The sequence below is a fragment of the Actinokineospora auranticolor genome, assembly GCF_041897805.1.
Classification (GTDB): Bacteria; Actinomycetota; Actinomycetes; order Mycobacteriales; family Pseudonocardiaceae; genus Actinokineospora; species Actinokineospora auranticolor.
Map to the genome: position 1 here is coordinate 6,842,626 of NZ_CP154825.1, position 25,645 is coordinate 6,868,270.

Here is a 25,645-nt window from a genome sequence, read left to right on the forward strand (position 1 = left end):
CGTTCGCGCATGATCCACACCGCGAGGGCGGGAACAACTCGGCACGGACGACTCGACGCGGGTTGCCGGTAGTTGTTCGAACACCGCGCGTAGGACTTGGCACGGGCCCTCGCCTGACCTACCAGGGGCGCGTCGCGGCAGGTCGCGCGACACCTGACCGCCTCGGTGCCGGGTAGGGATCACGCAGGTAGGCGCGCCGCTCGGACCGAATCGCCGATCGGCGATCACGCGGGGCACCGCCGCGAACGCAGCCGAGTTCCCGCCGAACTCGGCCCATTCCGCCGGGCGGCGATCCGCGCGAGGTCGCTGGAGAGACGCGTCCGCCCCACCGAACAGGTGAGGCGGACGCGTTGTCGTCTCAGGCGCCCAAGGCGGACTTGAGCCAGCGGACCTGGAGGAGCATGAAGTTCTCCGCCACGTCGTCGGTCTGCGGCGTCATGTGGGTGACACCCGGTAGGGGTAGCAGGGCGTGCGGCCTGCCCGCGGCGGTCAACGCGCTCGACAGGCGGAGCGCGTGCGCGACCACCACGTTGTCGTCGGCCAGGCCGTGGATGATCAGCAGCGGCCGGTCGAGCTTCGGGGCGTCGTCGATCAGCGAGTTGCGCCGGTAGGCGTCCGGGTTCGTCTCCGGGTGGCCCAGGTAGCGCTCGGTGTAGTGCGTGTCGTAGAGGCTCCAGTCGGTGACCGGGGCACCCGCGATGGCCGCGTGGAAGACCTCGGGGGCGCGCAGCACGGCCAGCGCCGACAGGTAACCGCCGTAGGACCAGCCGCGGATCGCGACGCGGGTCAGGTCGACATCGGGGTGTTCGGCGGCGACGGCGCGCAGGGCGTCGATCTGGTCGGCGAGGGTGACCTCGGCCGGGTCGCCCGCAATGGCGCGGTCCCACTCCGGGCCGCGGCCGGGCGTGCCGCGGCCGTCGGCGACGATGACGGCGAAGCCCTGGTCGGCCAGCCACTGCGAGGTGAGGAATGTGCCGCGCGTGGACAGCACGCGCTGGGCGTGCGGGCCGCCGTACGGGTCCATGAGCACCGGGAGCGGGCCGCTGCCCGGGACGTGGCCCGTGGGGTAGAGCAGGGCGGCGCGCAGGCCGCGCTCGCCGACCGTCAGCAGTCGCGCGTTGACGGCCAACGGGGGCTCGACGTTGAGCGCGGCGACCTCGCCGACCTGTTCGCCGCCGCGCAGCACGGTGACTCGAGGGCCGAACCAGTCGAGCGACCACGACGACAGCACGACGACGTCGCCCGCGCGGGCGGCGGTGTGCACGCCATCCACTGTGGACAGGCGCTGGTCGCCCAGGTGGACGTGCACCTGGGTGGGGTCGTCGGCGGACGCCGAGTAGAGGACGTCGTCGGCCACGTCGAGCACGGCGCGGACCTGGAGGTCGCCGCTGACCACGGTGTCGCCGACGACGAGCCGGTACCTGCCGTCGCGGGCCTCGGTGCGGACCAGCTCGCCGCCCGTGGTCCACGCGGGGACGCCGGGCTGGATCTCGACCCAGTGCTCGTCGGTGTCGGTGTGCAGGACCTCGGTGGCGCCGGTGTCCGGGTCGAGGGCGCGGATCTCGAGGGTGCGCTGGTCGCGGGACTGGACGGCGATGAGCGGCCTGCCGCCCGTCGACCAGTGCGCGGTGACCAGGTACGGCAGGTCGACGCCGTCCCAGTCCACGTCGACGCGGCTGCCGTCGACGCCGTGCACGGCGAGCGCGACCTTCGAGTTCGGGGTGCCCGCGGCCGGGTAGGCCACGACGTTGGGCTCGGCGCCCGGGTTCGCCGGGTCGGCGATGTACCAGCGCTGGACGTCGCTGTTGTCGACGTGCGCGACGAGCAGGCGGGTGCCGTCGGGGGACCACCAGTAGCCGCGGGAGCGGCCCATCTCCTCGGCGGCGACGAACTCGGCGAGGCCCGCGGTGCGGTCCGCGCCGTCGGGGGTGGCGACGGCGCGGTCGTCGGTGCCGTCGACGTTGACGACCCGCAACGCGCCCTCGGCGACGTACGCGACGCGGGTGCCCGTGGGGTCGGGGCGCGGGTCGATGATGGGTGTGACCGTGGCCACCTCGCGGGCCTCGCCGGAGAGCGCGTCGGCGACGAAGAGGCGGCCGGACAACGCGAAGGCGGCGACGCGGACCGCGGCGTCGGTGGCGTTGGCGGTGACGCCGCCGCCCTGCTCGCGGGTGCGCTCGCGGCGGGCGCGTTCCTCGGCGGGCAGTTCCTCGGCGCCGCCACCGAGCAGGGTGTCGGGGTCGCCGAGCCTGCTCTCGCCGCCGGTGGCGAGGTCCTGCTTCCACAACACGTGGGTGCGGTCCTCGCCGGAGGCGGCGCGCAGGAACAGCAGGTGGCTGCCGTCGGGCGCGATCCGGAACTCCCTCGGCGTGCCGAGGGTGAAGCGCTGCGTCCGCGCCTGTAGGCGCAGGAAGGAGGTCTCACTGGTCACGGGCACAACCTATCCGCCCGTGGGCTGGCGCGGCAGGGTGGAGGCGTGGGGTGTGGACAGGTTCTGGGTATGTGGACAAGTGGCCGGTTCCCGGGTTCTTGGGTAATCCCCTGGGATTCCACAGGTTCCTCATAAGCGCGGGTCCGACAGTTGGTGCCATGGACACGTACCCCGGACCGCAGCAGCAGCAACTCCCCCTCTACGCGCACCCGACGTACCCAGGTCATTCCCAGGCCCCGCGGAATCGCATTCGACGCGGCACGGTCGCCCTGGTGGCGGCGTCGGTGCTCGGCGCGGGCGCGCTCGGCGGCGTGGCGGGCGCGTTCATCGGGTCCGACGGCGCCACGGCCGCCCCTTACACGGTGAGCACGAACGCGCAGACCGCGTCCGCGACGGTGCCGACCGACATCAGCGCGGTGGTGGAGAAGGTGATGCCGAGCGTGGTGGAGATCAGCGTGCGCACGAGCAACGCCGAGGGCATCGGCTCCGGCGTCGTCCTGACCTCGGACGGGCGCATCCTGACCAACAACCACGTGGTGTCCGGTGCGCGGGACATCACGATCACCTTCTCCGACGGTAAGACCGCCAAGGCTTCCGTAGTGGGCACCGACGCGTCGGCGGACCTGGCCGTCGTGCAGGCGACCGGCGTCAGCGGGTTGACCGCCGCCGAACTCGGCGACTCCTCGCAGGTGCGGGTGGGTGACGAGGTGATCGCGATCGGCTCCCCCGCCGGGTTGCAGGGGACCGTGACGACCGGGATCGTCAGCGCGCTCGACCGCGACGTGAAGATCCCGGCGGAGAGCGACAGCCGCGACATGCGCGGCCGGGCGGCGTCGACTTCGTCCTCGGTGTCGTACAAGGCCATCCAGACGGACGCGTCGATCAACCAGGGCAACTCGGGCGGGCCGCTGTTCGACACGACCGGTCGGGTGATCGGGATCAACTCGGCCATCTACTCGCCGGTGTCCAGTGCGGACGGCGCGGCGGGCAGCGTGGGCATCGGGTTCAGCATCCCGGTCAACGCGGCCAAGGAGGTGGTCGCGCAGATCAGCTGATCTTCGAGGGAGGAGGGACCGCGCGGGTTTCGGGGCTCGCGCGGTCCCTTCCGCGTATCCGGGTGGAGTGTCCACAGGGTACGGACGCGACCTCTACCGCGAGGGCCGTGATGCCTCCGGCCCCCGGTATCCAGCCTACCGGCGGGCACCGACGGTTCGCGGAGAAGACGATCAAGCCTGTGGACAGACCGGTCAGGCCGCGACCGCGGACGCGCGCAGGGTGGCGAGGGCCCGGGACCAGTCGTGGACTTCGTCGAGGAGGACGTGGAGGGTGGTGAGTTGGCGCGGGGCGGGGGTGAAGTCGCCCTGTTCCAGGGGGTTGGTGATGGTGAAGTCGGTGTGCATCGAGAGGGCCACCTGGGTTCGGACGCCGGCGACCTTGAGTTCGGCGAGGCTCAGGCGGAGGTGTTCGACCGCGCGGACGCCGGCGGCTTGGGGGCCGTAGCTGACGAAGCCCGCCGCCTTGTCGTGCCACTCGGCGTAGAGGTAGTCCAGGGCGTTCTTCAGGGAGGCCGGGTACGAGTGGTTGTACTCGGGGGTGACGAACACGAAGCCGTCGTAGGCGGCGATGGTCTTGGACCACGCGAGGGTGTGGGGGTTGCGGTAGTCGCCGGTGATGGCGGGGGCCGGTTCGTCCAGCAGGGGGAGCGCGAAGTCGGCGAGGTCGACCAGGCCGACGCCGACCTCGGCCGGGTAGTGGGCGCGGGCGGCGGTGACCACCCACTCTGCGACGGCGAGCGCGCGGCGGCCGGGGCGGGTGCTGCCGGTGATGACGGCGATGCGGGTCATGTCAGGTAAAGTACAACGTGCATGGCAAACTGTAAAACGCCCGTTGCACCCGGAGGCCGCCCATGGTCCGACTAGCCGACAAACGCCGTTCGATCCTCGACGGCGCGCTGGCCACCTTCGCCCGCGACGGCTACACCCGCGCCAGCATCGACGCCATCTCGGCGGCGGCGGGGGTGTCGACCCGGACCATCTACAACCACTTCGCCGACAAGGCGGCCCTGTTCGGCGCGGTCATCGAGGAGAGCGCGACCCGGGTCGCCGACGCGCAGACCGCGACCATCGACCGGCACCTGTCCAAGGTCACCGACCTGGAAGCGGACCTGGTCGCGTTCGCCATCGCGTGGGTGCGCTCCACCGAGGAGTTCCCCGACCACTTCGCCCTTGTCCGCCAAGTGAACGTGGAAACCGCACATGTGCCGGAGGCGGCTCTTGTGGCATGGCAGGAGAACGGTCCACTACGGGCCCAACGTGAACTCGCGGCCAAGTTCTCCGAACTGGCCGACCGGGGCCTACTACGACTCGACGACCCCGTGCGTGGCGCTATCCACTTCATGATGCTGGTGTCCACCCAGAACCCTTCCCTGCGCACACGCCCCACAGAGGCGGAGTTGGACGAGATCGCCACAACGGGAGTGCGCGCTTTTCTCTACGGCTACCGCGCGCACTGACCCCGCAACCGGACTGTTCACCCGGGCGCCATCTGACCGTCCGAAGACGCCGTGGTGATCGTTTGGGGGCGCCCGGGAAGGTGAGGAGTCCCGAACGGACTACCGACCCAGGGAAGGGCATCCTCATGTCCAGTCGCACAGCCAAAGCCAGGGTGGCGGTCGCGTCGGCGGTCGCCGTCGCCGCGGCCACCGCGGTCGCCGTGACCGGCGGCGGCAACGTGGCCTCCGCCGCGACGACCACCTTCACCCCCGCCGCCGACACCTACGTGGACAACGGCTCGACCGGCACCAACTACGGCACCTCCGGCCAGCTCGGGGTCGACAACTCGCCGGTCAAGCGGATCTTCCTGCGGTTCACCGTCAGCGGGCTCACCGCGCCGGTCGCCAACGCCAAGCTGCGGGTGCACACCGACGACGTCAGCGGCTCGAACAGCCCCGCCGGGGGCACCTTCCGCGCGGTGTCGAACAACACCTGGTCGGAGACCGCCACCACCTGGTCGAACCAGCCCGCCATCGACGGCGCCACCCTGGGCACCCTGGGCTCGGTCAGCCGCAACGCCTGGTACGAGGTCGACGTGACCTCGGCGGTCACCGGCAACGGCACGTACAGCATCGCCATCACCTCCACCAACAGCGACGGCGCCGACTACGACTCTCGCGAGTCCGGTAGCGCCACCGCGCCACAGTTGGTCATCTCCAGCGACACCACCACCACACCGCCCACCACCACTACTACTACGACCGGCCAGTCCGCCGACCCCGTCCTGGTTGGCGCGGGCGACATCGCGGACTCCGGTTCCGGTGACACGGCGACCGCGAACCTGCTCGACGGCATCTCCGGCACGGTCTTCACCACCGGCGACAACGTCTACCCGGACGGCACTGCGTCGCAGTTCACCACCTACTACAACCCGACGTGGGGTCGGCACAAGGCGCGCACGCGCCCCTCGCCCGGCAACCATGACTACAACACCTCCGGCGCCACCGGCTACTACGGCTACTTCGGCGCGCAGGCGGGCACTTCAGGTCTCGGCTACTACTCGTACGACCTGGGCAACTGGCACGTCGTGTCGCTCAACAGCGAGATCAGCAAGTCCGTCGGCTCGCCGCAGGAAGTGTGGCTGCGCCAGGACCTCGCGGCCAACACCAAGCCCTGCACCCTGGCCTACTGGCACAAGCCGCGGTTCACCTCCGGCTCCAACCACGCGCCGGACAGCTCCACCGGCCCGCTGGTGCAGGCGTTGTACGACAACAACGCCGAGGTGATCGTGACCGGCCACAACCACCAGTACGAGCGGTTCGCGCCGATGAACCCCAGCGGCACGGCCGATGCCACGCGCGGCATCCGGCACTTCGTCGCGGGCATGGGCGGCGCGGGCTTCTACGGCTTCGGCACCATCCAGCCCAACAGCGAGGCGCGCAACAGCAACACGCACGGCGTCCTCAAGTTCACCCTGCACGCCAACAGCTACGACTGGCAGTTCGTGCCGGAGGCGGGCAAGACGTACACCGACAGCGGTACCAACTCCTGCCACTGAGTTCATTCCTCCCACCACCCACCCCCGCCCGGCACCGTCCCCGGCTCGGTGAGGTAACCACCGCTTGGGTGTTGTGACGGTCGGGGTGGTCTTGGGAAGACGAACGCAGTCGGTTCCGTAGTGCTGCCGGGCCCTCCGGGGTCCGGCAGCACTCCCCTGCCCGCTCGGAGGTGTTGCGTGTACCTGTCCACCGTCACCACGCCGCAGGTGACCGAGGCCGGTAAGAGCCGCAAGTGGAGGGTCGGCGGCAATGTGCTGGCCCTTGGCGCGGTAAGCCTGATCACTGACATCTCCTCGGAGATGGTCACCGCCGTCCTGCCGCTGTACCTGGTCATCGGACTGAACATGAGCCCCTTGGCGTATGGGGCCATCGACGGCCTCTATACGGGCGCGACGGCTCTTCTGCGTCTGGTCGGCGGGTACCTCGCCGACCGCACGAACAGACACAAGACCGTGGCGGGCCTGGGGTACGGGATCTCGTCGGTGGCCAAACTGGGGCTGATAGCGGCGGGCAACTCCACCGGCCTGATCGGGTTGGCCATCACGGCGGATCGCGCGGGCAAGGGGATGCGCACCGGACCGCGGGACGCGCTGATAACCCTGTCCACGCCGCAAGAGCACCTGGGGCGCGCGTTCGGCGTGCACCGTGCCATGGACGCCACCGGAGCCTTCGCCGGGCCTCTTGTCGCGCTGGCCGTGTTGGCGTACGCGGGCTCGCAGGCGTTCGACGCGGTGTTCTTCACCAGCTTCGTGATCGCAGCCTTCGCGGTCGTGGTGCTCGTGCTGTTCGTGCAGAACAAGCAGGAGCCCGTTGCGCGCAAGGCGGTGTCGGTACGCGCAGCCACGGGCCTCTTACGCCTACCGGGCGTGCGAGCCCTTCTTCTGGCCGCGACGCTACTCGGGCTGGTGACCGTGGGAGACGGATTCGTCTACCTGATGCTCCAAGAGCGCGGCGACCTCGCCGTCGGTTGGTTCCCCGTGTTGGCGGTGGGGACGAGTTTGGTCTACCTGCTACTGGCTGCCCCTCTTGGCGTCCTCGCGGACAAAGTGGGTCGCTCGCGGGTAATGCTCGGCGGGTACTGCGCACTGGCCGGGGCCTACCTGGCGCTGTTGGGGCCGTTCAGCGGGATACCGCTCATCGTGCTCGTCCTCTGCCTCTACGGGCTGTTCTACGCCGCGACCGACGGTGTGCTGATGGCATTGGCCGGTCGAGTGCTGCCGGAGTCGCTGCGGGCCACGGGAATGGCCCTGGTGCAGACGGGGCAAGCGCTTGCGTACCTTGGTTCGTCGGTTCTCTTCGGACTCGCGTGGCAACTCTGGGGGATCTCGGCCGCGTGCCTCGCGGCCGCCTTGGCTGTGGTCACCGTCATCGTCGTCACCGCGGTGATTTTCGCCCACGTGAACAGGAAGGCCGTCTGATGCTCAGTCTCAAGGCACGTGTCCTGACCGCCGTAGTGGCCGCGGCGGTCCTGGGTGGCGCCGCTGTCGCGTACGCCGCGAACTCGGCGCCCGCCGAGGTCGTCGACGCGGAGACCGTGGGCGCGCTGCGGGCAGGCCCGCGGTTGCAGGTGCTGACCAACGGGCTGCTGTCGTCGGTGTCGGCGAGCGACACCCGCGGACCGCGCACGATCAGCGAGCGCAAGTGCGACCGCGCGTACGCGGCCGGCGGGACGGTCGCGTGCCTCGCGCCGGTGGACGCGCTTACCGCGACTCGGCTTATGGTGTTCGACGCGCAGATGAACGAGCGCAAGACGGTACCGCTGACCGGCTTCCCCAATCGGCTCAAGATCTCCGCGAGCGGGCGGATGGTGTCGTGGACGGTGTTCCTCGAAGGCCACTCGTACGCCACTACGGGCTTCTCGACGCAGACCGGCATCTTGGACACGCAAACCGGTGCGGTCGTCAGCTCGTTGGAGGAGTTCAAGGCCACCGTCGAGGGGAAGCCCTTGACCGCAGCGGACGCCAACTACTGGGGTGTCACGTTCACCGGCGACGACAACCGGTTCTACGCAACCCTGTCGACCGGCGGTAAGCGCTACCTGGTCGAGGGCGACCTGAGTGCGCGCACGGTCCGCACGCTCACTACGAACGTCGAGTGTGCCTCGGTGTCGCCGGACGGTACGCGCGTGGCGTTCAAGTCCGCCATCGATGAGGATCCCAAGAAGGGGTGGCGGTTGTCGGTGCTCGACCTGAAGATGCTGCGACGCACCCCGCTGGCGGAGGAGCACAGTGTCGACGACCAGGCGGTGTGGCTGGATAACGACACCGTGACCTACGGCCTGCAGCGGCCGGACGGCGTCAACGACGTGTGGTCGACGCGGGCCGACGGCACGGGGGCGCCCGCGCTGCTGGTGGAGGGGGCCAACTCCCCCGCCCCGCTCCCAGCGTGAGCGGGCCACCCGTCCGGTGCAACGATTCGCTCACCAGATCGGGTGATGGCGCAACGAACACGCGGCAGAAGCAACGCTCCACGGATGAATCAACCGCGTACCTGGGCCTAACCTGGCAGCATGACCGCCACCGTTCCCACCACCGCCGCGTTCATCGAGCTGGACGAGCGGTGGAGCACGCACAACTACCACCCGCTGCCGGTGGTCATCGCCGAGGCCGAGGGCGCGTGGGTGACCGACGTGCAGGGCAAGCGCTACCTGGACTTCCTCGCCGGGTACTCCGCGCTCAACTTCGGGCACCGGCACCCGGCCCTGGTCGCGGCGGCGGTCGAGCAGCTGCACCGGGTCACGCTGACCAGCCGCGCGTTCCACCACGACCAGCTCGGGCCGTTCTGCCGCGAGCTGGCGGAGCTGACCGGGACCGACCTCGTGCTGCCGATGAACTCCGGCGCCGAGGCCGTGGAGTCGGCGCTCAAGGTCGCCCGCAAGTGGGCGTACCGGGTCAAGGGCGTGCCGCAGGACACCGCGCAGATCATCGTCGCGGGCGCGAACTTCCACGGCCGGACGACCACGATCGTGTCGTTCTCCACCGACGAGGTGGCCCGCGCGGACTTCGGGCCGTTCACCCCGGGGTTCACCGCGGTGAAGTACGGGGACGCGCAGGCCGTCGAGGCCGCGATCACCGACCGGACCGCGGCCGTGCTGGTCGAGCCGGTGCAGGGCGAGGCCGGGGTGGTCGTGCCGCCCGCCGGGTACCTGCGGGAGCTGCGGCGGCTGTGCGACGAGAACAACGTGCTGCTGATCGCGGACGAGATCCAGTCCGGCCTGGCCCGGACCGGCGAGCTGTTCGCGCTGGACCACGACGGCGTGCGCGCGGACCTGTACACGCTGGGCAAGGCGCTGGGCGGCGGGATCCTGCCGGTCTCGGCGGTCGTCGGGCGCCGGGAGGTGCTCGGCGTGCTGCGCCCCGGTGAGCACGGCTCCACTTTCGGGGGTAACCCGTTGGCGTGCGCGGTGGGCCGCGCGGTGATCAAGCTGCTGGCCACCGGCGAGTTCCAGGAGCGGTCGCGGGTCGTCGGCGAGCACCTGCACCGGCGGCTCGGCGAGCTGGTCGGGCGCGGGGTCGCGGAGGTCCGGGGGCGCGGGCTGTGGGCGGGCGTGGAGATCGCGCCCGGCGGCCCGGGCGGCCGGGCGGCGTCCGAGGCGCTGATGGCGCGCGGCGTGCTGTGCAAGGAGACCCAGGAGACCACGCTGCGGGTGGCGCCGCCGCTGGTCGTGACCGAGGCGGAGGTCGACCGCGGGGTCGACGTGATCGCGGAGGTGCTGGGGACGTGAGGACACCGGGCGGCCGCGCGCGAGGGCCCCGGCCGCCCGGCCACGGCGAAAAAACGTCACGTCCCCGAAAATCCAGCCTTTAGGGTGAACCAGGTCCTGCCAGAATCCCCGCGTGGAAACCCAATTCTGGATAGATTCCTGGCACGAGGGCGGCACCAAGACCAGCTTCCACCTCCCGGTGGTCCACCCCCACGCCAGGATGCTCGCGGAGCGCGGCCTGCTGGCGGGCGCCCGCGTGCTGGTCCCGCTGTGCGGCAAGACGGCGGACATGCTGTTCTTCGCCGCGCAGGCGGTGTCGGTGGTCGGTGTGGAGCTGGTCCCGCAGGCCATCGAGGAGTTCATGGCGGACAACGGGGTCACTCTTGTGGAGGACCCCGAAGGCGTGTACCGCAAGGACAACCTGACCATCCTGAACCGTGACGTGTTCGCGCTGTCCCCGGCCGAGGTGGGCGAGTTCGACCTGGTGTACGACCGGGCGGCGCTGATCGCGTTCCCGGAGGAGATGCGCCCGCGGTACGTGGCGGCCATGACGGAGTTGGCGGCCCCGGGCACGCGGTACTTCATCAACACGCTGGAGTACCGGCCCGCGCTGCCCTCGCCGCCGTTCTCGGTCGGCCCGGACCAGATCGAGGCCTACTTCGGCGGCGCGTTCGACATCGAGCACGTGGCCAAGGAGGAGCGGCCGGACCACCGGATGGTGGAGAAGTTCACCCTGGAGAGCCTGACGGAGCACGGATTCCTGCTCCGCCGCCGGTAGTCCACATCCCGCCGAGTTGTCCACAGGCAACTGAAGAGCCCCGGGTTTTGTCGGCCGCCGTCGGTAACGTGGAAACCGGGCTGAGTCGGATCGGTTTCGGCACCAACGGGTTCACGGCAACGGCATCACGGGCAACGGCATCACGGGCAACGGGTTCACGGGACAGCGGCGGCACTGTCCATGGGCTCGGTGAGTGGTGCGCGCGGGTGGTCGGCTGGTTCGTCGGAACCCGGTGGTCGGGAATCGGGCGAACCAGTCGGTCCGGTGCAGGCTGGCTCCTGTGGCGTGCGCGGGTGGGGCTTGAGCCAAGAAGCTCCCGTGGGGCCGCTGGACTCGGGCCTCATCCCACTGGGCGTCGAGGACTCGGCGACGGTGCCGAAGATGAGGTAGCGGTTGACGGTGCGGGCGAACCAGCCAGCCCGGTACAGGCCGACCCCCGTGGCGTGCGCGGGTGGAGCTTGAGCCGAAAGCCCGCGCGAGTCAGCGAGATCGTTGGACCCGGGCTTCGTCCCAGACGGGCGTCGGGGACTCGGCGACGGTGCCGTCGGTGCGGAAGATGAGGTAGCGGTTGAAGGTGCGGGCGAACCAGCGGTCGTGGGTTACCGCCACGACTGTGCCCTCGTAGGCCTCGAGGGCGTCTTGGAGGGCTTCGGCGGAGTGGAGGTCGAGGTTGTCCGTCGGTTCGTCGAGCAGGAGGAGTGTGGCGCCGGAGAGTTCGAGGAGGAGGATCTGGAACCTGGCCTGTTGGCCGCCGGACAGGGTTTCGAAGAGCTGGTCGCCGGACGCGGCCAGGCCGTATCGGCTGAGGGTCGCGGCGGCGGAACCCCGGTCGAGGCCCGCGCGGGTGTCGTCGCCGTGCCAGAGGATGGTGGCGAGGGTCTTGCCGTGCCACTCGGGGTGCTGGTGCGTCTGGGCGAACAGGCCCGGGACGACGCGCGCGCCGAGGCGGCAGACGCCGGTGTGGGCGACGCTGTCCTGATCGGACAGCAGGCGCAGGAAGTGGCTCTTGCCGGAGCCGTTGGACCCCAGGACGGCCAGGCGGTCGCCGAAGAAGACCTCGGTGTCGAAGGGCTTCATGAGGCCGGTGAGTTCGAGGTTCTCGCACGTGATCGCGCGGATGCCGGTGCGACCACCGCGCAGGCGCGGCTTGACGCGTTGCGGTTTGGGCGGGACCGGCGGCGGGCCCGCCTCCTCGAACTTGCGCAGCCGGGTCTGGGCGGCGCGGTAGCGGCCCGCCATGACGTCGCTCATGGTGGCGGCGCGTTGCAGGGAGCGGACCAGCTCCTTGAGTTTGGCGTGCTCCTCGTCCCACCGGCGCTGCTGCTCGGCGATGCGGTCCCAGCGGGCCTCGCGCGCGTCGTGCCAGGTGGCGAAGCCGCCCGCGTGCGTCCACGCGGTCCCGGCCTCGACGGTGACGACGTGGGTGGCGACGGCGTTGAGGAGTTCGCGGTCGTGGCTGATGAGCAGCACGGCCTTCGCGGTCTCGGCGAGCCGCTCCTCCAGCCAGCGCTTGCCGGGGACGTCGAGGTAGTTGTCGGGCTCGTCGAGGAGCAGGACCTGTTCGCGGCCGCGGAGCAGGGCCTCCAGGACGAGGCGCTTCTGCTCGCCGCCGGAGAGGGTGCGGACCTCGCGGAAGCGGGCCTTGTCGTAGCCGACGCCGAGGGCCGCGGTGGTGACGGTGTCCCAGGTGACCTCGGTGGTGTAGCCGCCCGCCTCGTCGTAGTCGACCAGGGCGGCGGCGTAGCGGAGCTGGGTGTCCTCGTCGTCGGTGTCCATGAGGGCGAGCTCGAGCCGGTCCAGCTCGGCCGCCGCCCGGCGGAGCGGCTGGGGGGCGACGGAGAGGAGGAGGTCGCGGACCGAGCGGTCGTCGCGGACGGAGCCGACGAACTGGGGCATCACGGCGAGACCGCCCTTGACGGAGACGCCGCCGTCGGGGGAGGTCAGGTCGCCGGAGATGATCCGCAGCAGGGTCGTCTTCCCGGCCCCGTTCTCGCCCACGACAGCGACGACCTGGCCCGCGCCGACCTTGAGACCGGCGTCGCGGAAGAGCACGCGCCCGTCGGGGAGCGTGCAGGAGAGCCCACTGGCATCAAGATGACCCACCCGCGCATGGTGGCGGACCGGGGCGGGTGGGCGCGACCGCTTTCCGGCGACGCCCGGCGTGGTGCGGCAGCGGATGGCGTCGCGGCCGGGTGTGGGGTGGCCGCTCTTCGGGCAGGTTCACCCGCTGCGGCAGCGGCGGGCCATGCGACGACTTCTTTGCCAGGTGTGCGGGAAGGCGGCCGATCAGTCCGCCGACGGGGTGCTGTGGTTGCTGCTCGACCACCGCCAGGACTGGGACGGCTGGCCCGAGGGCATGGCGGCGGCCGAGCCGCCGGTGTGCGGAGTTGGCCACGAGGCTTTGTCCGGCTTTTTGGCGGGGGCACGTTTTGGTCCGCGTTAGGCGGCATGACATCGCAGGGGTGCAGGGGGAGCGGTATGTGCCCGGGGCGGGCAAGCCGGTTGTCGCGGGGGACGTGACCGTGGGGTTGGACGATCCTTGCCTGCGGTGGGTTCGGGCGCCACAGCTCCTGCGGGAGTTGCGGGGGTGTTCGGTCGACGTTGGATGAAGAAGTCGGGTGAGGGGTTGGGTGATCTGCACCGGACCCTCACGTAACCGGTCATGCTCGTACACAACCGACCCGGCATAGTGATTCCCGTGGAGCCGAACCGACTGTTGCCCAAGGCTTTGATCATCCCGGCGGTGGGGGTGGCGGCCGTGTCGTTCGGCGTCGTGGCGGCGATCGGGCGGGACGTGGCCAACGAGCGGACCGCCGGGCCGCTCGACCGGGCCGCGTTCCGGGTGGCCGACTGGGTGTTCTCCGCGCTGCCCGGGGTGGCCGAACCGCTGTCCAACGCGTCGCGGCCGCCTGCCATGATCACTGTGATTGTGGTCATGGCGATCATCGCTCTTTGGAGGCGTCGTTACCGGGTGGCGTCACTGTGCGTGTTGGGGCCGGTGGTGACCGCGGGGGTGAACTCGTGGGTGCTCAAGCCGGTGGTCGGACGGACGCACGACGGTTACCTGGCCTACCCGAGCGGGCACACGACGACGCTCGTCTCGATCCTGGTTGTGTTGACGCTGGTGGTAGTCGCCAACGCGCCCGCCGGGGAACGGCTCAAGCAGACGGTCGTGTGCGGGGCGGTCACGGTCGTCCTGACGGCCGTGGCGGTGAGCGCGATCGTGGGTCTGCGGTACCACTACCTCACCGATTCCGTGGGGTCATTCTTCTGGGCGACCGGCGGGGTGATCACCGTCGCGGCGCTGCTCGACCTGCTCCCCGGGACACACCCGGCGCGCCGCCTCACACGTGAACAGGCGTACCGTGCGTAACCTGGCAGGGCCTCCGCGCGAACGGAAAGGATGGCGGTGACCGACACACCCATCTACGACCAGATACGCCAGGAACTCCTCAGCGCAGCACAGTCGGACAAGACAGACCCGCAACCGCGAACCCGACAGCGCAGCGAACCCGAGTCGGGTACCGGTGTGTCGGTCTGGGCGTTGATCGACGAGCACCGCACCCCCGACGCCAAGCCCGGCCGCAGGCGCTCCTAGCCGAGCTTCGCGGCGTCGCGGGACAGGGCGACCAGGCGGCTGACGGCGCGGAGGTACTTCTTGCGGTAGCCGCCGCGCAGCATTTCCTCGGTGAAGAGGGCGGAGACCGGGTCGCCGGAGACCACCACCGGGATGGCGCGGTCGTAGAGGCGGTCGGCGAAGGCGACCACGCGCAGTGCCACATCCTGTGCGGACAGTGGTCGTACGCCCCGGAGGTGCACCGCGGCCACGCCGTCGACGAGCTTGCCGTAGCGGGACGGGTGCAGGGTCGCCAGGTGCGCGCACAGCCCGTCGAAATCGTCCACAGTGGACCCCGGGATGCCCGCCGCGCTCGCCGCGAGCCCCGCGTCGTCGGTCGGCGGGGGCGCGTCCGGCAGGCCGCGGTGCCGGTAGTCCGGCCCGTCGACGCGGACCACGGTGAACCGGGACGACAGGGCCTGGATCTCGCGCAGGAAGTCGTCCGCGGCGAAGCGGCCCTCGCCCAGCTTGTCCGGCAGCGTGTTGGAGGTCGCCGCGACCACGACGCCCGCGTCGGTCAGCTCGGTCAGCAGCCGGGTGACCAGCATGGTGTCGCCCGGGTCGTCGAGCTCGAACTCGTCGATGGCGAGCAGCCGGTGCTCGCCGAGCCGGGCGACGGCCTCGCGGAAGCCCAGCGCGCCGACCAGGTTGGTCAGCTCGACGAACGTGCCGTACGACTTGGTCCCCGGCACCGCGTGCCACAGCGACGCGAGCAGGTGGGTCTTGCCGACGCCGAAACCGCCGTCGAGGTAGAGGCCCGGTCTGCCCTCGGCCTTCGCGGCCTTGAACACGCGCCGCAACAGCGACCCGCCGCCGTCGCGGGACCCGACCCGGGTGGCGAAGGCCGCGCAGTCGCGCACGGCGGCGGCCTGGCTGGGTTCGTCGGGGTTGGGCAGGTACGTGTCGAACCGGACCGCGTCGAAGCGCGGCGGCGGGACCAGTTCGGCGACGAGTTCCTCGGGCCCGACCACGGGCGCGCGGTCGACGAGACGGGCGGACATGCCGGGCAGCGTAGTGGCGTGCTCTGATGGTGCCGTGCAGAGGCTTTATCCGTTATCACCGGTTTCCCCAGGTCAGCCCGCCGCGGCCCACGCGGCTGTGGTGGACGACACCGAGTTGGAGCGGCTCTACGACTACCCGCCCGACCTGGACCGGGCCTGGGTGCAGACCAACTTCGTCAGCAGCGTCGACGGGGCGGTCGCGGTGGACGGGCTGTCGGCGGGGCTGTCCAGCCCGGCCGACAAGAAGGTGTTCTCCCTGGGCCGCGACCTGGCCGACGTGGTGCTGGTGGGCTGGGGCACGGCGTCGGCGGAGGGGTACCGGGGGGTCAAGCGGACCGAGGTCCGCCGGGAGCGGCGGGCGCGGCTGGGGCTGAGCCCGCTGCCACCGATCGCGGTCGTCACCGCGCGCGGCTCGGTGGCCCCGGACGCGCCGATCGTCACCGACACGACCGTGCCGCCGATCGTCGTCACCACCGCGTCGGCGCCCGCCGACCGGCGCGCGGCGCTCGCGTCGGCGGGGGCGGACGTGATCGTGGCGGGCGCGGAGACCGTCGACCTGCGGTTCGCGTTGGCCGCGCTGGCCGAGCGCGGGCTGCGGCGGGTGACGTGCGAGGGCGGCCCCCGGCTGCTGGGGGCGTTGGTCGAGGCGGACCTGGTCGACCAGATGTGCCTGACGGTCTCCCCCGTGCTCGCGGGCGGTGGCGCGGGCCGGATCGCGACGGGCGCGCCGACCTCGGTGCCGGTTGGTCTGGACTTGGCGTCGGTGCTGACCGACAACGGGTTCCTCATGCTCCGCTACCGGCGCGCCTGCCGCCCGTAACGCGCGAACACCGGCGGTCCGCCCGCTGACAAGGCAGTATGGGGCGCGTGGCCCTTCCGCTGACCCCACCGGTCCAACCGATGCTCGCCAAACCCGCACCGTCCATCCCGGACGACGCCGGACTGGTGTTCGAACCCAAGTGGGACGGTTTCCGCTGCCTGGTCTTCCGCGACGGCCGCGAGCTGACGCTCCAGTCGCGTTCGGGCAAACCGCTCAACCGGTACTTCCCCGAGTTGGTGACGGCGCTGGAAGCGGCGTTGCCCGACCGCGTGGTCATCGACGGTGAGCTGGTGGTCGACCGGAACGGGCGGTTGGACTTCGACGCGCTGGCCGAGCGCATCCACCCGGCCGCGAGCCGGGTGAGCATGCTCGCCGAGCAGACGCCGTCACGGTTCATCGCGTTCGACCTGCTGGCGCTGGACGACGACAGCTACCTCGACGTCGGCGCGCGCGACCGGCGGCGGCTGCTGGAGAGCGCGCTCACCTTCACCGACCGCGTGCACCTGACACCCGCGACGGACGACCCGGAGCTGGCGCGGCAGTGGTTCACCATCTTCGAGGGCGCGGGGCTGGACGGGGTGATCGGCAAGCCGTCGCGCGGGCCGTACACGCCGAACAAGCGGACGATGCTGAAGTTCAAGCACTCGCGGACGGCCGACTGCGTGGTCGCCGGGTTGCGGTGGCACAAGGGGAGTTCGCCGGGTGAGTCCGTCGGGTCGTTGATGCTGGGGTTGTACGACCGGTCCGGCGACCTGAACCACGTCGGGGTCGTCGGCGCGTTCCCGGTCGCGACCCGCCGCGAGCTGGCGACCGACCTGGCGGAGCTGATGGTCAACGGCGGCGCGAACCACCCGTGGGTCAGCGGCGCGCAGTCCGACGGGGCGCGGGTGCCCGGCGCGGTCAGCCGCTGGCGCACGACGGAGCAGCCGTGGGTGCCGCTGCGGCTGGAGCGGGTCGTCGAGGTGGCGTACGAGCACACCGAGGGCGGCTACCCGAGCCGGTTCCGGCACACCGCGCAGTTCCAGCGGTGGCGGCCGGACCGCGAGCCCGCGTCGTGCAACTACGAGCAGTTGGAGGAGCCCGCCAACTACGACCTGGCGGCGGTGCTGCGCGGTGAGGTGAAAGCGCGCGACGACGCGGCCGGATGACCCTGGTCCCCCGGTCGGGCGGTTGGCTCGGGTGTCGCGTTGAGACGGTGCCGCGAGTCCGATAGATCACGGGCGTCACCTGTGGACACCCAACCGGAAGGCCGACGCCCGTGCACCGCTACGTTCTCACCGCCGCAGCCGCTCTCCTGCTCGCCACCCCCGCCGCCGCGGCGGGCCCCGGACCGGTCCACCTCGTGAGCAAGGCCGACACGGGGCTCTGCCTGGACCACGCGACGCGCGACAACTCCGTGCACGTGGCCGGGTGCGGGGAGGCGCAGAACCAACAATGGACGCTGCGGCCCAAGACCGGTGGCAGCGTCGAGGTCGTAGGTGAGGCGAACGGCAACTGCCTGACCGGCGAGGTGAACGCCCCCGTGCACACGCAGGCGTGCGTGGGCGCGGCGTTGCAGGACTGGCGGATCGACTACCTGGCGGTCCCGGACGGCGAGGAGGTCGTCATCCGCAACGCCTGGTCGGGCCGGTGCCTGGACAGCTCGCCCGCGGACAAGGCCGCCTTCACCGGCGAGTGCAGCCAGTACCGCAACCCGAACCAGCGCTGGACGATCGGCTGACCTACTCCGGCTTGGGGCGGCCGTAGCGGGTCGCGCCCGCCGAGGCGGCGACCACGCAGCAGATGGCGACCCACTGGGTGGGGCGCAGCGCCTCGCCCAGCACCACCAGGCCCGCGAGGGCGGCGACGGCCGGTTCGAGGCTCATCAGGACGCCGAAGACCCGGGGCGGCAGGCTGCGCAGCGCCTTGAGCTCCAGCGAGTACGGGACCACCGAGGACATCAGGGCCACACCGAGGCCCGCGACCAGCACCGACGGCTCCAGCAGCGTGGTGCCCGCGTCGGCGACGCCGAACGGGACCACCAGCGCGGCGGCCACGACCGAGGCCAGCGCCAGGCCGGAGCCGTCGGTGGTGCGGCTGCCGAGGGCGGCGCCGAGCAGGATGTAGAAGGCCCAGCAGGCGCCCGCGGCCAGGGCGAACAGCAGGCCGACCAGGTCGGCGTCACCGCCGGTCTGCGACAGCAGGACCACGCCCGCCGCGGCCAGCAGCGCCCACAGGCCGTCGAGCCAGCGGCGGGAGCCGACCAGCGCCACGGCCAGCGGGCCGAGGAACTCGACGGTGACGGCGATGCCCAGCGGGATGCGCTCGATGGCCAGGTAGAAGCAGAGGTTCATGGTGCCGAGCACGGCGCCGTAGCCGAGGATCACCGGCAGCGCGTGCCGGTTGAGCTTGAGCGACGGCCGCCACAGCAGCACGAACACCACGGCGGCGAGGCCGAGCCGCAGGGTGACCGCGCCCGCGGCGCCCGCGGCGGTGAACAGCTGCTTGGCGACGGCCGCGCCCACTTGGACGCTGACGATGGCGATGAGGACCTGCACCGTCGGCGGGACCGCGCCGACCCTCGCGGGCGCGCCCGCGAGCACCGCGGACCACCTGGGCAGACGGGATCTCCCGGAATCGATGCGCACCACGGCCACGGCGAGCACACTACGGCAGCGAACGCGGAGACATCCTATGAATTGCCCGCTCACCCGCGCCTCACCCTGCGCGTGGCAAGGTTGGGTCCCGGTAGGACAGCTCGACGGGAGGACACGCAGGCGTGAAGGTCGGTCGCGGTGTCGCGCTGCTGCCGCTGGTACTGCTCGCCGCGTGCACCGCGGGCCCGTCGAACCGGCCGGGCATCGTGGTCAACGACGGCGACACCGGTGGCGGGGCGGGGACGCCGAGCAGCACGGGACCGGCGCCGCTGCCGCCGCTGACCGAGCCGAAGGCCGCGTCGATCAACTGGACGCCGTGCCCGCCGGAGGCCATCCCCGGGCTCACCCCGACACCGGACGTGCCGCTGAGCTGCGGCCGGGTGAACGGCGTCCTCGACTCCCCGTACGCGCCGGGCCGCGGCACCGTCCGCATGGCCGTGCTGCGCGCGGGCAGCGGACCGATCCCGGTCCTGGTGCTCAACGACGTCGACGGCCTCCCCGGCAGCCGGTACGCGGCGCGGCTCGCGCGGACGCTGCCGAAGGAGCTGCTGACCAGGTTCTCCCTGATCGGCCTCGACCGGCGCGGGACCGGGCGGTCCGACCCGGTGTCGTGCGTGCCGGAGGAGGTGCGGGCGGCGATCGTCGACGCGGACCCCCGGGCACTGGACGTCGAGGGCCTGGTCGACCAGGCGCGCACGGCCGGGCAGCAGTGCTCGATCACGCTGGAGACCCGCCTGCCGTCGCTGGACACGTGGCGCACGGCGGGCGACGCCGAGTCGGTGCGCGCCGCGCTCGGCGTGGACAAGCTGCACGCGATCGGGCACGGCGAGGGCTCGCGGGTGCTGACCGTGTACGCGGAGCGCTTCCCCGACCGCGTCGGCCGGATGGTGCTCGACGGGCTGCCGGATCCGAACCAGGACGCCGTGGTGGCGCTGGAGGGGGTGGCGGAGGCGTCGGACAAGGCGTTCGGGGCGTTCGCGGACGACTGCGCGCAACGCGGGTGCGAGCTGGGGTCGCAGGCGCGGCAGGCGCTGACCGATGTGCTGAACCGGGCGGCGTCGGATCCGCTGGTGTCCTCGGATGAGGAGTTGGAGCTGAGTCCGGGGGTGGTGTTGCGGGCGGTGCAGGTCGGTCTGTCCGATCGCGCTTCCTGGCCCGCGCTCTCGGCGGCGCTGGCGGCTGCGCGTGGGGGGTCGCCGGACGGGTTGGTGGCGTTGGTGTCGCCTGCGGTCCTGGGGAAGGAACGGGTGCCCGCGGTGTTCGACGCCGGACTGGTGACCCGGTGCAACGACACGAAGTCGCGGCTGTCGACGCAGGCGATGACGGGGGCCTCGGCGGACTGGAACCGGCGGTTCCCGCTGTTCGGGGCGTTGACGGCGGAGTGGCTGGCGGTGTGCAGCCCGTGGCCGGTGCCGTCGCGGCCGGTGGCGGCGCCGAGCGCATCGGGGGCGCCGCCGATGGTGGTGCTGGGGACGTCGGTGGATCCGGTCACGCCGTTGTCGGGGACGGAGCGGGCGGCGCAGCAGTTGGCCACGGCGTCGCTGGTGACGTGGCAGGGGGCTGGGCATGGGGCGCTCGGGTTCTCGACGTGCGCTACGGAGGCGGCTTCGGGGTTCTTGGTGGAGGGGAAGGTTCCTCGGGACGGGACCGTCTGCCCTCCGTGAGTCGGGCTGCCGCGGGGTTGTGGCTCGGCTCTTCGCGAGTTGCGTGGGGCCTTGATCTGGTGAACTCGCCGGGCGTCGAAGATCGCTGAGGTCGTTCGTGCTCTGGCTCTTCGCGAATTGCGTGGGGGCCTTGATCAGGTGAACTCGCTTGGCGCGGGGACCCCTAAGAAGGGTGGTCTAGTGGGACCGCGGGTGGGGCTGAAGGGAAGCCCCACTCACCGGAGCGAGTTTACGACCATCCTTCTGCCCCACACCAAGCGAGTCCACCTGATCAAGGTTGGTGGAGGCGCGTTGCGCTGGCGGGCGGTGTGGGATCGAAGTGGCGGTTGGGTGGTGGGAAAAGCGCTGTGCGCTGTGGGTGGGCGGCAGGGCGGGCGTGTGAGAGCGGCGGGCGTGTGAGAGCAGCGGGCGTGGAGCGCAAGAGCGTTGTGCCGATGAGTGAAGGCACGGAGCAGCGCGAGAGGTGTTCGGTCAAGGTGCGCGATGAGCGGGGTGGGGTCGGAAGTGGTGGTCGTGGGGGCCGAAGGCGTGTGGTTGGGAGCGCCAAACGCGGCGTGAGAGTGCGAGCGTGTTGGTGTAGGTGTGTTGTGCTGGTGAGCGGTGGCCCAGGACAGCCCGACGGGGTCTAGCCGAGGTCACGGAGGGCTCGTTGGGCGGCTTCCAGTTGGGCCTTCAACTCCTCGACCCGCTGGAGGCCTCGTTCTCGGGCGGTGGTCAGGGCGCCTTCGATGGCCTCCCCGACGGCCGGGGGTAGGTGTTTGGCGGCCTTGGCGATGTCCCCCGCCGTGACCGGTTCCCAGCGGACCGTGCGCTTCTTGCCGACCAGGACGTCCACCGACCACTCGCCCTCGGGGGTGGCGTGGAGGGTGACGGTGATCTCCGTCGGTTGCTGCTTGCGGGGCTTGGGTTGGCGGGTGGTGGGAGTGGGGCTGCCGGGTTCGATGCCCTGGACCACCTCTTCGGGCGAGTCCACGGGCTCGGGGACGGTCGGGCGGGGGCGGGGCCTGGGGGTGGCGGGCTTGGCGGGCGGCTTCACCGCCGTCAGCTCCGCCGGGGAGAACTGCAGGACGTCCCGGGAACCGTTGGGTCGGACCTGGATGAAATCGCCCTCCGCGGGCTCGTCGAAGGCGATGACCTTGGCCTGCTGCCCGGTGGCCACGCCGACCGCCGCCTCGGTGAACCAGACCGGGGTGGGCTTGTTGTCCGCCAGCGCGGCGCGCAACCGGTCGATGTCCTCCGGGGTTAGCGACTTGGCCATGGGTGCCCGCCCTTTCGATCTTGCTGCCCTGACAGCGGCACAGTGTGCCCGGTGGGTACGACAGTCACCTGTTCGGGCGGCCCAACGTGCCGAATCGGGCGAGGCGACCTACTTTCTGCGGTGATGAGCGTCCGGTACTTGTGGTGGCGGAGCTGCTACGACGGCGTTCTGCACGCGTTCCCCATGGTCGCGGGCAGCCGTCTCGCGCACCAGCACTACCGCGCGTCGTGCACGCACGCGGCGCCCCCGGACCTGGCGGGCGGGGCGCCCGACGGGCCGCGCTGCGAGCTGTGCGTGCTCATCATCGGCGGCGTGCCCGCGCACTAGCCGACCGTCGCGAGTGGACCGGTCAGATCTCGCGGAGGCGGTACTCGCAGCCGTACTCGAGCGCGTAGTGCAGGTCGTAGTGGTGCACGATCTTGGGGCCGCCGTGCAGGTGCACGTGGGTGACGGTCGACCGCGGGTCGCCGGGGACCGTGGCCAGGGTGTCGACCCGGCCGTCCAGGGGACCGCCGACATAGCGAACGACGTAGCTGTCCGTCATGGAGTTCCCCTTCCTGGTGGCCGGTGCCGTACTCGGAGTGTAGGTCGTCCACCGACGGATGCCGCTGATCCGAACCAGTTCCCGGCCCGCCGGTCAACCGGATGGAGCAACTTCGGTGCGGGCCCCCGCATTCCCCCGTAAGGTGTTCTGCCCGCGCGCCACCGGTCACGGTCCGCGACCCGGACACTGTGGAATGTCGGTAGTGTCGATCACATGGGGGCCACACAGTGGACCGTGCACGGCACGCGTCGCGTCTACGCGTCGCCGTGGGTCAACGTCGACTTGGACGAGGTCGAGATCCCGGGCAGGGCACCGTTCGAGCACCACGTGCTGCGGTTCCCGCGCGAGTCGGCGGGGGCGGTGGTCGTGGACGCCGGGCGGGTGCTGCTGCTGTGGCGCCACAGGTTCATCGGCGACCGGTGGGGCTGGGAGATCCCGGCGGGCTGGGTCGACGAGGGTGAGGACCCGGCCGCGGCGGCGGTCCGGGAGGTCCACGAGGAGACCGGCCACCGGGTCGGGAGGATCGAGCCTTTGGTTGCCTACCAGCCGATGAACGGCATCAGCACCGCGCGGTTCCACCTCTTCACCGCGACCGGCGCGGTGCTCGACGGCGCGCCCGACCCCACCGAGGCCCACCGCGTCGAGTGGGTCCCGCTGGCCGACTTCCCGGCGCTGGTCGCCCGCGGCGAGCTCACCGACGGCCCCACCCTGACCGCACTGGGCACCTACCTGGCGACCCGCTAGTCGTCGCGCGCCTTGGACGGTTGGACGCGCTTGGGTTCGCCCGCCATCTTCGGGTACTCCGGCGGGTACGGCAGGTCGCCGAGACCCAGGTCCCGCTCGTGGCGCTCGACCAGTTCCAGCAGCGGTTCCAGCGAGTACGCGGCGTCGCGGATGGGGGCGTGCAGGTCGCCCACCTCGGCGAAGCGGGCGGGCATGGTCAGCACGGTGAAGTCCTCCGGCCGCGCGTCCGCCAGTTCCGCCCAGGTCAGCGGCGCCGAGACCTGCGCCCGCGCGGTGGGGCGCACCGAGTAGGCCGACGCGATGGTGCGGTCGCGGGCCATCTGGTTGAAGTCGACGAAGACCCGTTCGCCGCGCTCCTCCTTCCACCAGCTCACCGTCACCTGGTCGGGCAGCCTGCGCTCCATCTCCCGGGCCAGGGCGATCAGCGCGCGGCGGGCCTCGACGAACGTCCAACGCGGCTCGATCGGCACGTACAGGTGCACGCCCCGACCGCCGGAGGTCTTCGGGAAGGCGTCCATGCCCAGGGAGCGCAGGAACTCGCGGGTCTCGTAGGCCACCGGGACCGCGTCGGCGAAGTCGGTGCCGGGCTGCGGGTCCAGGTCGACGCGCAACTGGTCCGGGTGGTCGACGGCCGCGCGGGTCACCGGCCAGGGGTGGAACGTCAGGGTGCCCAGGTTCGCGGCCCAGGCCACCACGGCCAGTTCCGTCGGGCAGACCTCATCCGCGGGCCTGCCGCTGGGGAACGTGATGCGCGCGGTCTCCACGTAGTCGGGGGCGCCCTTGGGGATCCGCTTCTGGTAGAACGCGTCGCCGGTGTGGTCGCCGCGGGTGGACAGCTTCGCGCCCTCGAACACCCCGCCCGGCCAGCGCTCCAGCGTGGTCGGGCGGTCGCGCAGCGCGCCCAGGATGCCCGGACCCACGGCCAGGAAGTACTCCACTACCTGGCGCTTGACCACGCCCAGCGCCGGGAAGTACGGCTTGTCCGGATTGGACACCCGCACCACCCGGCCGTCGACCTCGATCTCCACAGCCGGTGCCATGGCCGCCAGCCTACGGCCGCCGGGAAACCCGCGTGCGGTCCTCGGTAGCGTTGACGTGCCGATATCCCCCCGATAAGAGGAAGCCCACCGGTGAAGATGGACAACAGCCCCGCCCGGGGCACCCGTGACCTGCTGCCCGCGACCGTGGCCGTGCGCGACCACGTCCTGGCGAAGATCACCGGCGTCTACCACCGCTACGGCTACCAGCGCATCGAGACCCCGGCGCTGGAGAACATCGAGCGGCTGACCGGCGGTCAGGGCGGGGAGAACGAGAAGCTGATCTACCGGGTGCTGCGCCGCGGCCTCGACGAGACCGTCGCCGCCGACATTACCCTCACCGACCTGGTCGACCTGGGCCTGCGCTACGACCTCACGGTCCCGCTGACCCGCTTCTACGGCAACAACCAGGCCACCCTGCCGCAGCCGTTCCGCTCGTTCCAGATCGGTCCGGTGTGGCGGGCCGAGCGGCCGCAGAAGGGCCGCTACCGCCAGTTCTACCAGTGCGACATCGACATGCTGGGCGAGGAGAGCGTGCTCGCCGAGGTCGAGCTGATCGAGGCGACCACCGAGGCGCTGGCCGCCACCGGCCTCGACGGCGCCACCGTGCGCGTCTCCGACCGCCGGTTCCTCTCCGCGCTGGCCGCGGCCGCCGGTCTGCCCGAGGCGGCCTGGGGCGGGCTGTTCATCACCCTCGACAAGCTCGACAAGATCGGCTGGGACGGCGTGCGCGCCGAGCTGCCCGGCCGGGGGCTCGGCGGGGCCGCGATCGACCGGTTGCAGGAGAGCATCACCAGTCTCCAGGGCGGCGACCCGGCGACGCTGGAGAAGCGGCTCGTGGCGGCCGTGCCGAACGCGCCGGAGGAGTTCGTCGCCGACCTCACCGCCACCGCGTCCGCGCTGGCCGCCCTCGACGGCCTGACCTGGGAATTCGACCCGACCCTGGTGCGCGGCATGGGCTACTACACCGGGCAGATCTTCGAGATCGTCCACCCGGCGAGCAGCGGCTCCATCGCGGGCGGCGGCCGCTACGACAAGCTCATCGGCCGCTCCCTGGGCCGCGACGTGCCCGCCTGCGGGTTCTCCATCGGCTTCGAGCGCATCATCGACATCCTCGGCGGCGTCGCGGCCGGTGCGCGCGTCGCGGTGCTGTACGAGGCCGATGTGCCGTTGACCACGGTCACCGGCGCCGCGCGGGAGCTGCGCGCGGGCGGCGACCGGGCGGTGTCCCCGATCCGCCGCAGGGGCAAGTTCGGTGCTCAGCTGGGTCGGCTGGAGGAGTGGGGCTTCACCTCGGTCGTGCACCTCAAGGGCGACGCCGGGGATACCCCGGAAGAGCGTCCGCTCGGCGGACGGTAGTAC

The 25,645-nt window shown here is 71.4% G+C and carries 24 protein-coding genes; 16 read left to right on the plus strand and 8 right to left on the minus strand.

The annotated features are described in order from the left end of the window. Positions 1-358: 358 nt before the first annotated feature. Positions 359-2,431 carry a S9 family peptidase gene (locus V5P93_RS29680; RefSeq protein ID WP_104481821.1) on the minus strand — a complete coding sequence of 691 codons (2,073 nt, stop codon included), beginning with the start codon at positions 2,429-2,431 and terminating at the stop codon, positions 359-361. 158 nt (positions 2,432-2,589) lie between these two features. Here V5P93_RS29680 and V5P93_RS29685 point away from each other — a divergent pair, with 158 nt between their 5' ends. Then, positions 2,590-3,486 carry a S1C family serine protease gene (locus V5P93_RS29685; protein WP_104481784.1) on the plus strand — a complete coding sequence of 299 codons (897 nt, stop codon included), beginning with the start codon at positions 2,590-2,592 and terminating at the stop codon, positions 3,484-3,486. A gap of 192 nt (positions 3,487-3,678) precedes the next feature. Here V5P93_RS29685 and V5P93_RS29690 read toward each other — a convergent pair whose 3' ends face one another. Next, positions 3,679-4,275: an NADPH-dependent FMN reductase gene (locus tag V5P93_RS29690; protein WP_104481783.1), complete on the minus strand. Its 597-nt coding sequence runs from the start codon at positions 4,273-4,275 to the stop codon at positions 3,679-3,681. A gap of 62 nt (positions 4,276-4,337) precedes the next feature. On the opposite strand from V5P93_RS29690, the gene V5P93_RS29695 reads away from it, so the two are divergent. The 6 genes from V5P93_RS29695 to V5P93_RS29720 all read left to right on the plus strand — a co-directional run bounded on the left by V5P93_RS29695 (position 4,338) and on the right by V5P93_RS29720 (position 10,963). Next, the gene (locus V5P93_RS29695) at positions 4,338-4,943 is read left to right on the plus strand and encodes a TetR/AcrR family transcriptional regulator (protein WP_104481782.1); all 606 of its coding nucleotides are present in this window, start codon (positions 4,338-4,340) and stop codon (positions 4,941-4,943) included. Positions 4,944-5,068: 125 nt separating this feature from the next. Then, positions 5,069-6,481 carry a DNRLRE domain-containing protein gene (locus tag V5P93_RS29700; RefSeq protein ID WP_104481781.1) on the plus strand — a complete coding sequence of 471 codons (1,413 nt, stop codon included), beginning with the start codon at positions 5,069-5,071 and terminating at the stop codon, positions 6,479-6,481. Positions 6,482-6,658: 177 nt separating this feature from the next. Beyond that, positions 6,659-7,900 carry an MFS transporter gene (locus tag V5P93_RS29705; RefSeq protein ID WP_104481780.1) on the plus strand — a complete coding sequence of 414 codons (1,242 nt, stop codon included), beginning with the start codon at positions 6,659-6,661 and terminating at the stop codon, positions 7,898-7,900. Beyond that, positions 7,900-8,871 carry a hypothetical protein gene (locus V5P93_RS29710; protein ID WP_104481779.1) on the plus strand — a complete coding sequence of 324 codons (972 nt, stop codon included), beginning with the start codon at positions 7,900-7,902 and terminating at the stop codon, positions 8,869-8,871. The genes V5P93_RS29705 and V5P93_RS29710 overlap by 1 nt, the downstream gene beginning before the upstream one ends. A 120-nt stretch (positions 8,872-8,991) precedes the next feature. Then, positions 8,992-10,206, plus strand: a complete 1,215-nt coding sequence (gene rocD / locus V5P93_RS29715; protein ID WP_104481778.1) for an ornithine--oxo-acid transaminase — start codon at positions 8,992-8,994, stop codon at positions 10,204-10,206. Between the two features lie 112 nt (positions 10,207-10,318). Beyond that, positions 10,319-10,963 (plus strand): thiopurine S-methyltransferase, encoded by a 645-nt coding sequence (locus V5P93_RS29720; RefSeq protein WP_104481777.1) that lies wholly within the window; start codon positions 10,319-10,321, stop codon positions 10,961-10,963. A gap of 480 nt (positions 10,964-11,443) precedes the next feature. Here V5P93_RS29720 and V5P93_RS29725 read toward each other — a convergent pair whose 3' ends face one another. Beyond that, the gene (locus V5P93_RS29725; protein ID WP_104481776.1) at positions 11,444-13,066 is read right to left on the minus strand and encodes an ABC-F family ATP-binding cassette domain-containing protein; all 1,623 of its coding nucleotides are present in this window, start codon (positions 13,064-13,066) and stop codon (positions 11,444-11,446) included. A gap of 595 nt (positions 13,067-13,661) precedes the next feature. On the opposite strand from V5P93_RS29725, the gene V5P93_RS29730 reads away from it, so the two are divergent. Continuing rightward, entirely contained in the window at positions 13,662-14,336 is a 675-nt protein-coding gene (locus V5P93_RS29730; RefSeq protein WP_104481774.1) for a phosphatase PAP2 family protein, read from the plus strand. A gap of 36 nt (positions 14,337-14,372) precedes the next feature. Then, a complete protein-coding gene (locus V5P93_RS29735; protein WP_146108259.1) occupies positions 14,373-14,561 on the plus strand; it encodes a hypothetical protein in 189 nt (62 codons plus the stop codon). Here V5P93_RS29735 and zapE read toward each other — a convergent pair. Then, positions 14,558-15,580, minus strand: coding sequence for a cell division protein ZapE (gene zapE, locus V5P93_RS29740; protein ID WP_104481772.1), 1,023 nt, complete (start codon positions 15,578-15,580; stop codon positions 14,558-14,560). The two genes, V5P93_RS29735 and zapE, sit on opposite strands and share 4 nt — an antisense overlap. Positions 15,581-15,677: 97 nt before the next feature. On the opposite strand from zapE, the gene V5P93_RS29745 reads away from it, so the two are divergent. From V5P93_RS29745 to V5P93_RS29755, 3 genes are all read left to right on the plus strand, one after another. Beyond that, a complete protein-coding gene (locus tag V5P93_RS29745; RefSeq protein ID WP_245931594.1) occupies positions 15,678-16,400 on the plus strand; it encodes a pyrimidine reductase family protein in 723 nt (240 codons plus the stop codon). Positions 16,401-16,438: 38 nt separating this feature from the next. Beyond that, entirely contained in the window at positions 16,439-17,548 is a 1,110-nt protein-coding gene (locus tag V5P93_RS29750) for an ATP-dependent DNA ligase (RefSeq protein WP_181043757.1), read from the plus strand. A 110-nt stretch (positions 17,549-17,658) separates the two neighbouring features. Next, the gene (locus V5P93_RS29755) at positions 17,659-18,120 is read left to right on the plus strand and encodes an RICIN domain-containing protein (protein WP_181043756.1); all 462 of its coding nucleotides are present in this window, start codon (positions 17,659-17,661) and stop codon (positions 18,118-18,120) included. Position 18,121: 1 nt separating this feature from the next. Here V5P93_RS29755 and V5P93_RS29760 read toward each other — a convergent pair whose 3' ends face one another. Then, positions 18,122-19,036, minus strand: coding sequence for a DMT family transporter (locus tag V5P93_RS29760; protein ID WP_104481819.1), 915 nt, complete (start codon positions 19,034-19,036; stop codon positions 18,122-18,124). A gap of 122 nt (positions 19,037-19,158) precedes the next feature. On the opposite strand from V5P93_RS29760, the gene V5P93_RS29765 reads away from it, so the two are divergent. Continuing rightward, on the plus strand, positions 19,159-20,700 hold the full coding sequence (locus V5P93_RS29765; protein WP_104481769.1) for an alpha/beta hydrolase: 1,542 nt from the start codon (positions 19,159-19,161) through the stop codon (positions 20,698-20,700). Positions 20,701-21,325: 625 nt separating this feature from the next. On the opposite strand, the gene V5P93_RS29770 is transcribed toward V5P93_RS29765, so the two are convergent. Beyond that, entirely contained in the window at positions 21,326-21,958 is a 633-nt protein-coding gene (locus tag V5P93_RS29770) for a DUF6319 family protein (RefSeq protein ID WP_104481768.1), read from the minus strand. A gap of 123 nt (positions 21,959-22,081) precedes the next feature. Here V5P93_RS29770 and V5P93_RS29775 point away from each other — a divergent pair, with 123 nt between their 5' ends. Continuing rightward, positions 22,082-22,285 (plus strand): hypothetical protein, encoded by a 204-nt coding sequence (locus V5P93_RS29775; RefSeq protein ID WP_146108258.1) that lies wholly within the window; start codon positions 22,082-22,084, stop codon positions 22,283-22,285. 22 nt (positions 22,286-22,307) lie between these two features. On the opposite strand, the gene V5P93_RS29780 is transcribed toward V5P93_RS29775, so the two are convergent. After that, positions 22,308-22,502: a hypothetical protein gene (locus V5P93_RS29780; protein WP_104481766.1), complete on the minus strand. Its 195-nt coding sequence runs from the start codon at positions 22,500-22,502 to the stop codon at positions 22,308-22,310. A gap of 213 nt (positions 22,503-22,715) precedes the next feature. Here V5P93_RS29780 and V5P93_RS29785 point away from each other — a divergent pair, with 213 nt between their 5' ends. Next, positions 22,716-23,246, plus strand: coding sequence for an NUDIX hydrolase (locus tag V5P93_RS29785; RefSeq protein ID WP_104481765.1), 531 nt, complete (start codon positions 22,716-22,718; stop codon positions 23,244-23,246). Here the strand turns inward: V5P93_RS29785 and V5P93_RS29790 are convergent. Further along, positions 23,243-24,286, minus strand: a complete 1,044-nt coding sequence (locus V5P93_RS29790; protein ID WP_104481764.1) for a DNA polymerase domain-containing protein — start codon at positions 24,284-24,286, stop codon at positions 23,243-23,245. The genes V5P93_RS29785 and V5P93_RS29790 overlap by 4 nt on opposite strands. A 96-nt stretch (positions 24,287-24,382) precedes the next feature. Here V5P93_RS29790 and hisS point away from each other — a divergent pair, with 96 nt between their 5' ends. Beyond that, positions 24,383-25,642 carry a histidine--tRNA ligase gene (gene hisS / locus V5P93_RS29795; RefSeq protein WP_245931593.1) on the plus strand — a complete coding sequence of 420 codons (1,260 nt, stop codon included), beginning with the start codon at positions 24,383-24,385 and terminating at the stop codon, positions 25,640-25,642. Positions 25,643-25,645 lie beyond the last annotated feature (3 nt).

Coding starts and splice junctions, on each gene's coding strand:
- V5P93_RS29775 (WP_146108258.1), top strand. CDS start 22,082: ATGAGCGTCCGGTACTTGTGGTGGCGGAGCTGCTACGACGGCGTTCTG.
- rocD (WP_104481778.1), top strand. CDS start 8,992: ATGACCGCCACCGTTCCCACCACCGCCGCGTTCATCGAGCTGGACGAG.
- V5P93_RS29695 (WP_104481782.1), top strand. CDS start 4,338: ATGGTCCGACTAGCCGACAAACGCCGTTCGATCCTCGACGGCGCGCTG.
- V5P93_RS29770 (WP_104481768.1), bottom strand. CDS start 21,958: ATGGCCAAGTCGCTAACCCCGGAGGACATCGACCGGTTGCGCGCCGCG.
- V5P93_RS29690 (WP_104481783.1), bottom strand. CDS start 4,275: ATGACCCGCATCGCCGTCATCACCGGCAGCACCCGCCCCGGCCGCCGC.
- zapE (WP_104481772.1), bottom strand. CDS start 15,580: ATGTCCGCCCGTCTCGTCGACCGCGCGCCCGTGGTCGGGCCCGAGGAA.
- V5P93_RS29710 (WP_104481779.1), top strand. CDS start 7,900: ATGCTCAGTCTCAAGGCACGTGTCCTGACCGCCGTAGTGGCCGCGGCG.
- V5P93_RS29785 (WP_104481765.1), top strand. CDS start 22,716: ATGGGGGCCACACAGTGGACCGTGCACGGCACGCGTCGCGTCTACGCG.
- V5P93_RS29700 (WP_104481781.1), top strand. CDS start 5,069: ATGTCCAGTCGCACAGCCAAAGCCAGGGTGGCGGTCGCGTCGGCGGTC.
- V5P93_RS29780 (WP_104481766.1), bottom strand. CDS start 22,502: ATGACGGACAGCTACGTCGTTCGCTATGTCGGCGGTCCCCTGGACGGC.
- V5P93_RS29790 (WP_104481764.1), bottom strand. CDS start 24,286: ATGGCACCGGCTGTGGAGATCGAGGTCGACGGCCGGGTGGTGCGGGTG.
- V5P93_RS29685 (WP_104481784.1), top strand. CDS start 2,590: ATGGACACGTACCCCGGACCGCAGCAGCAGCAACTCCCCCTCTACGCG.
- V5P93_RS29750 (WP_181043757.1), top strand. CDS start 16,439: ATGGGGCGCGTGGCCCTTCCGCTGACCCCACCGGTCCAACCGATGCTC.
- hisS (WP_245931593.1), top strand. CDS start 24,383: ATGGACAACAGCCCCGCCCGGGGCACCCGTGACCTGCTGCCCGCGACC.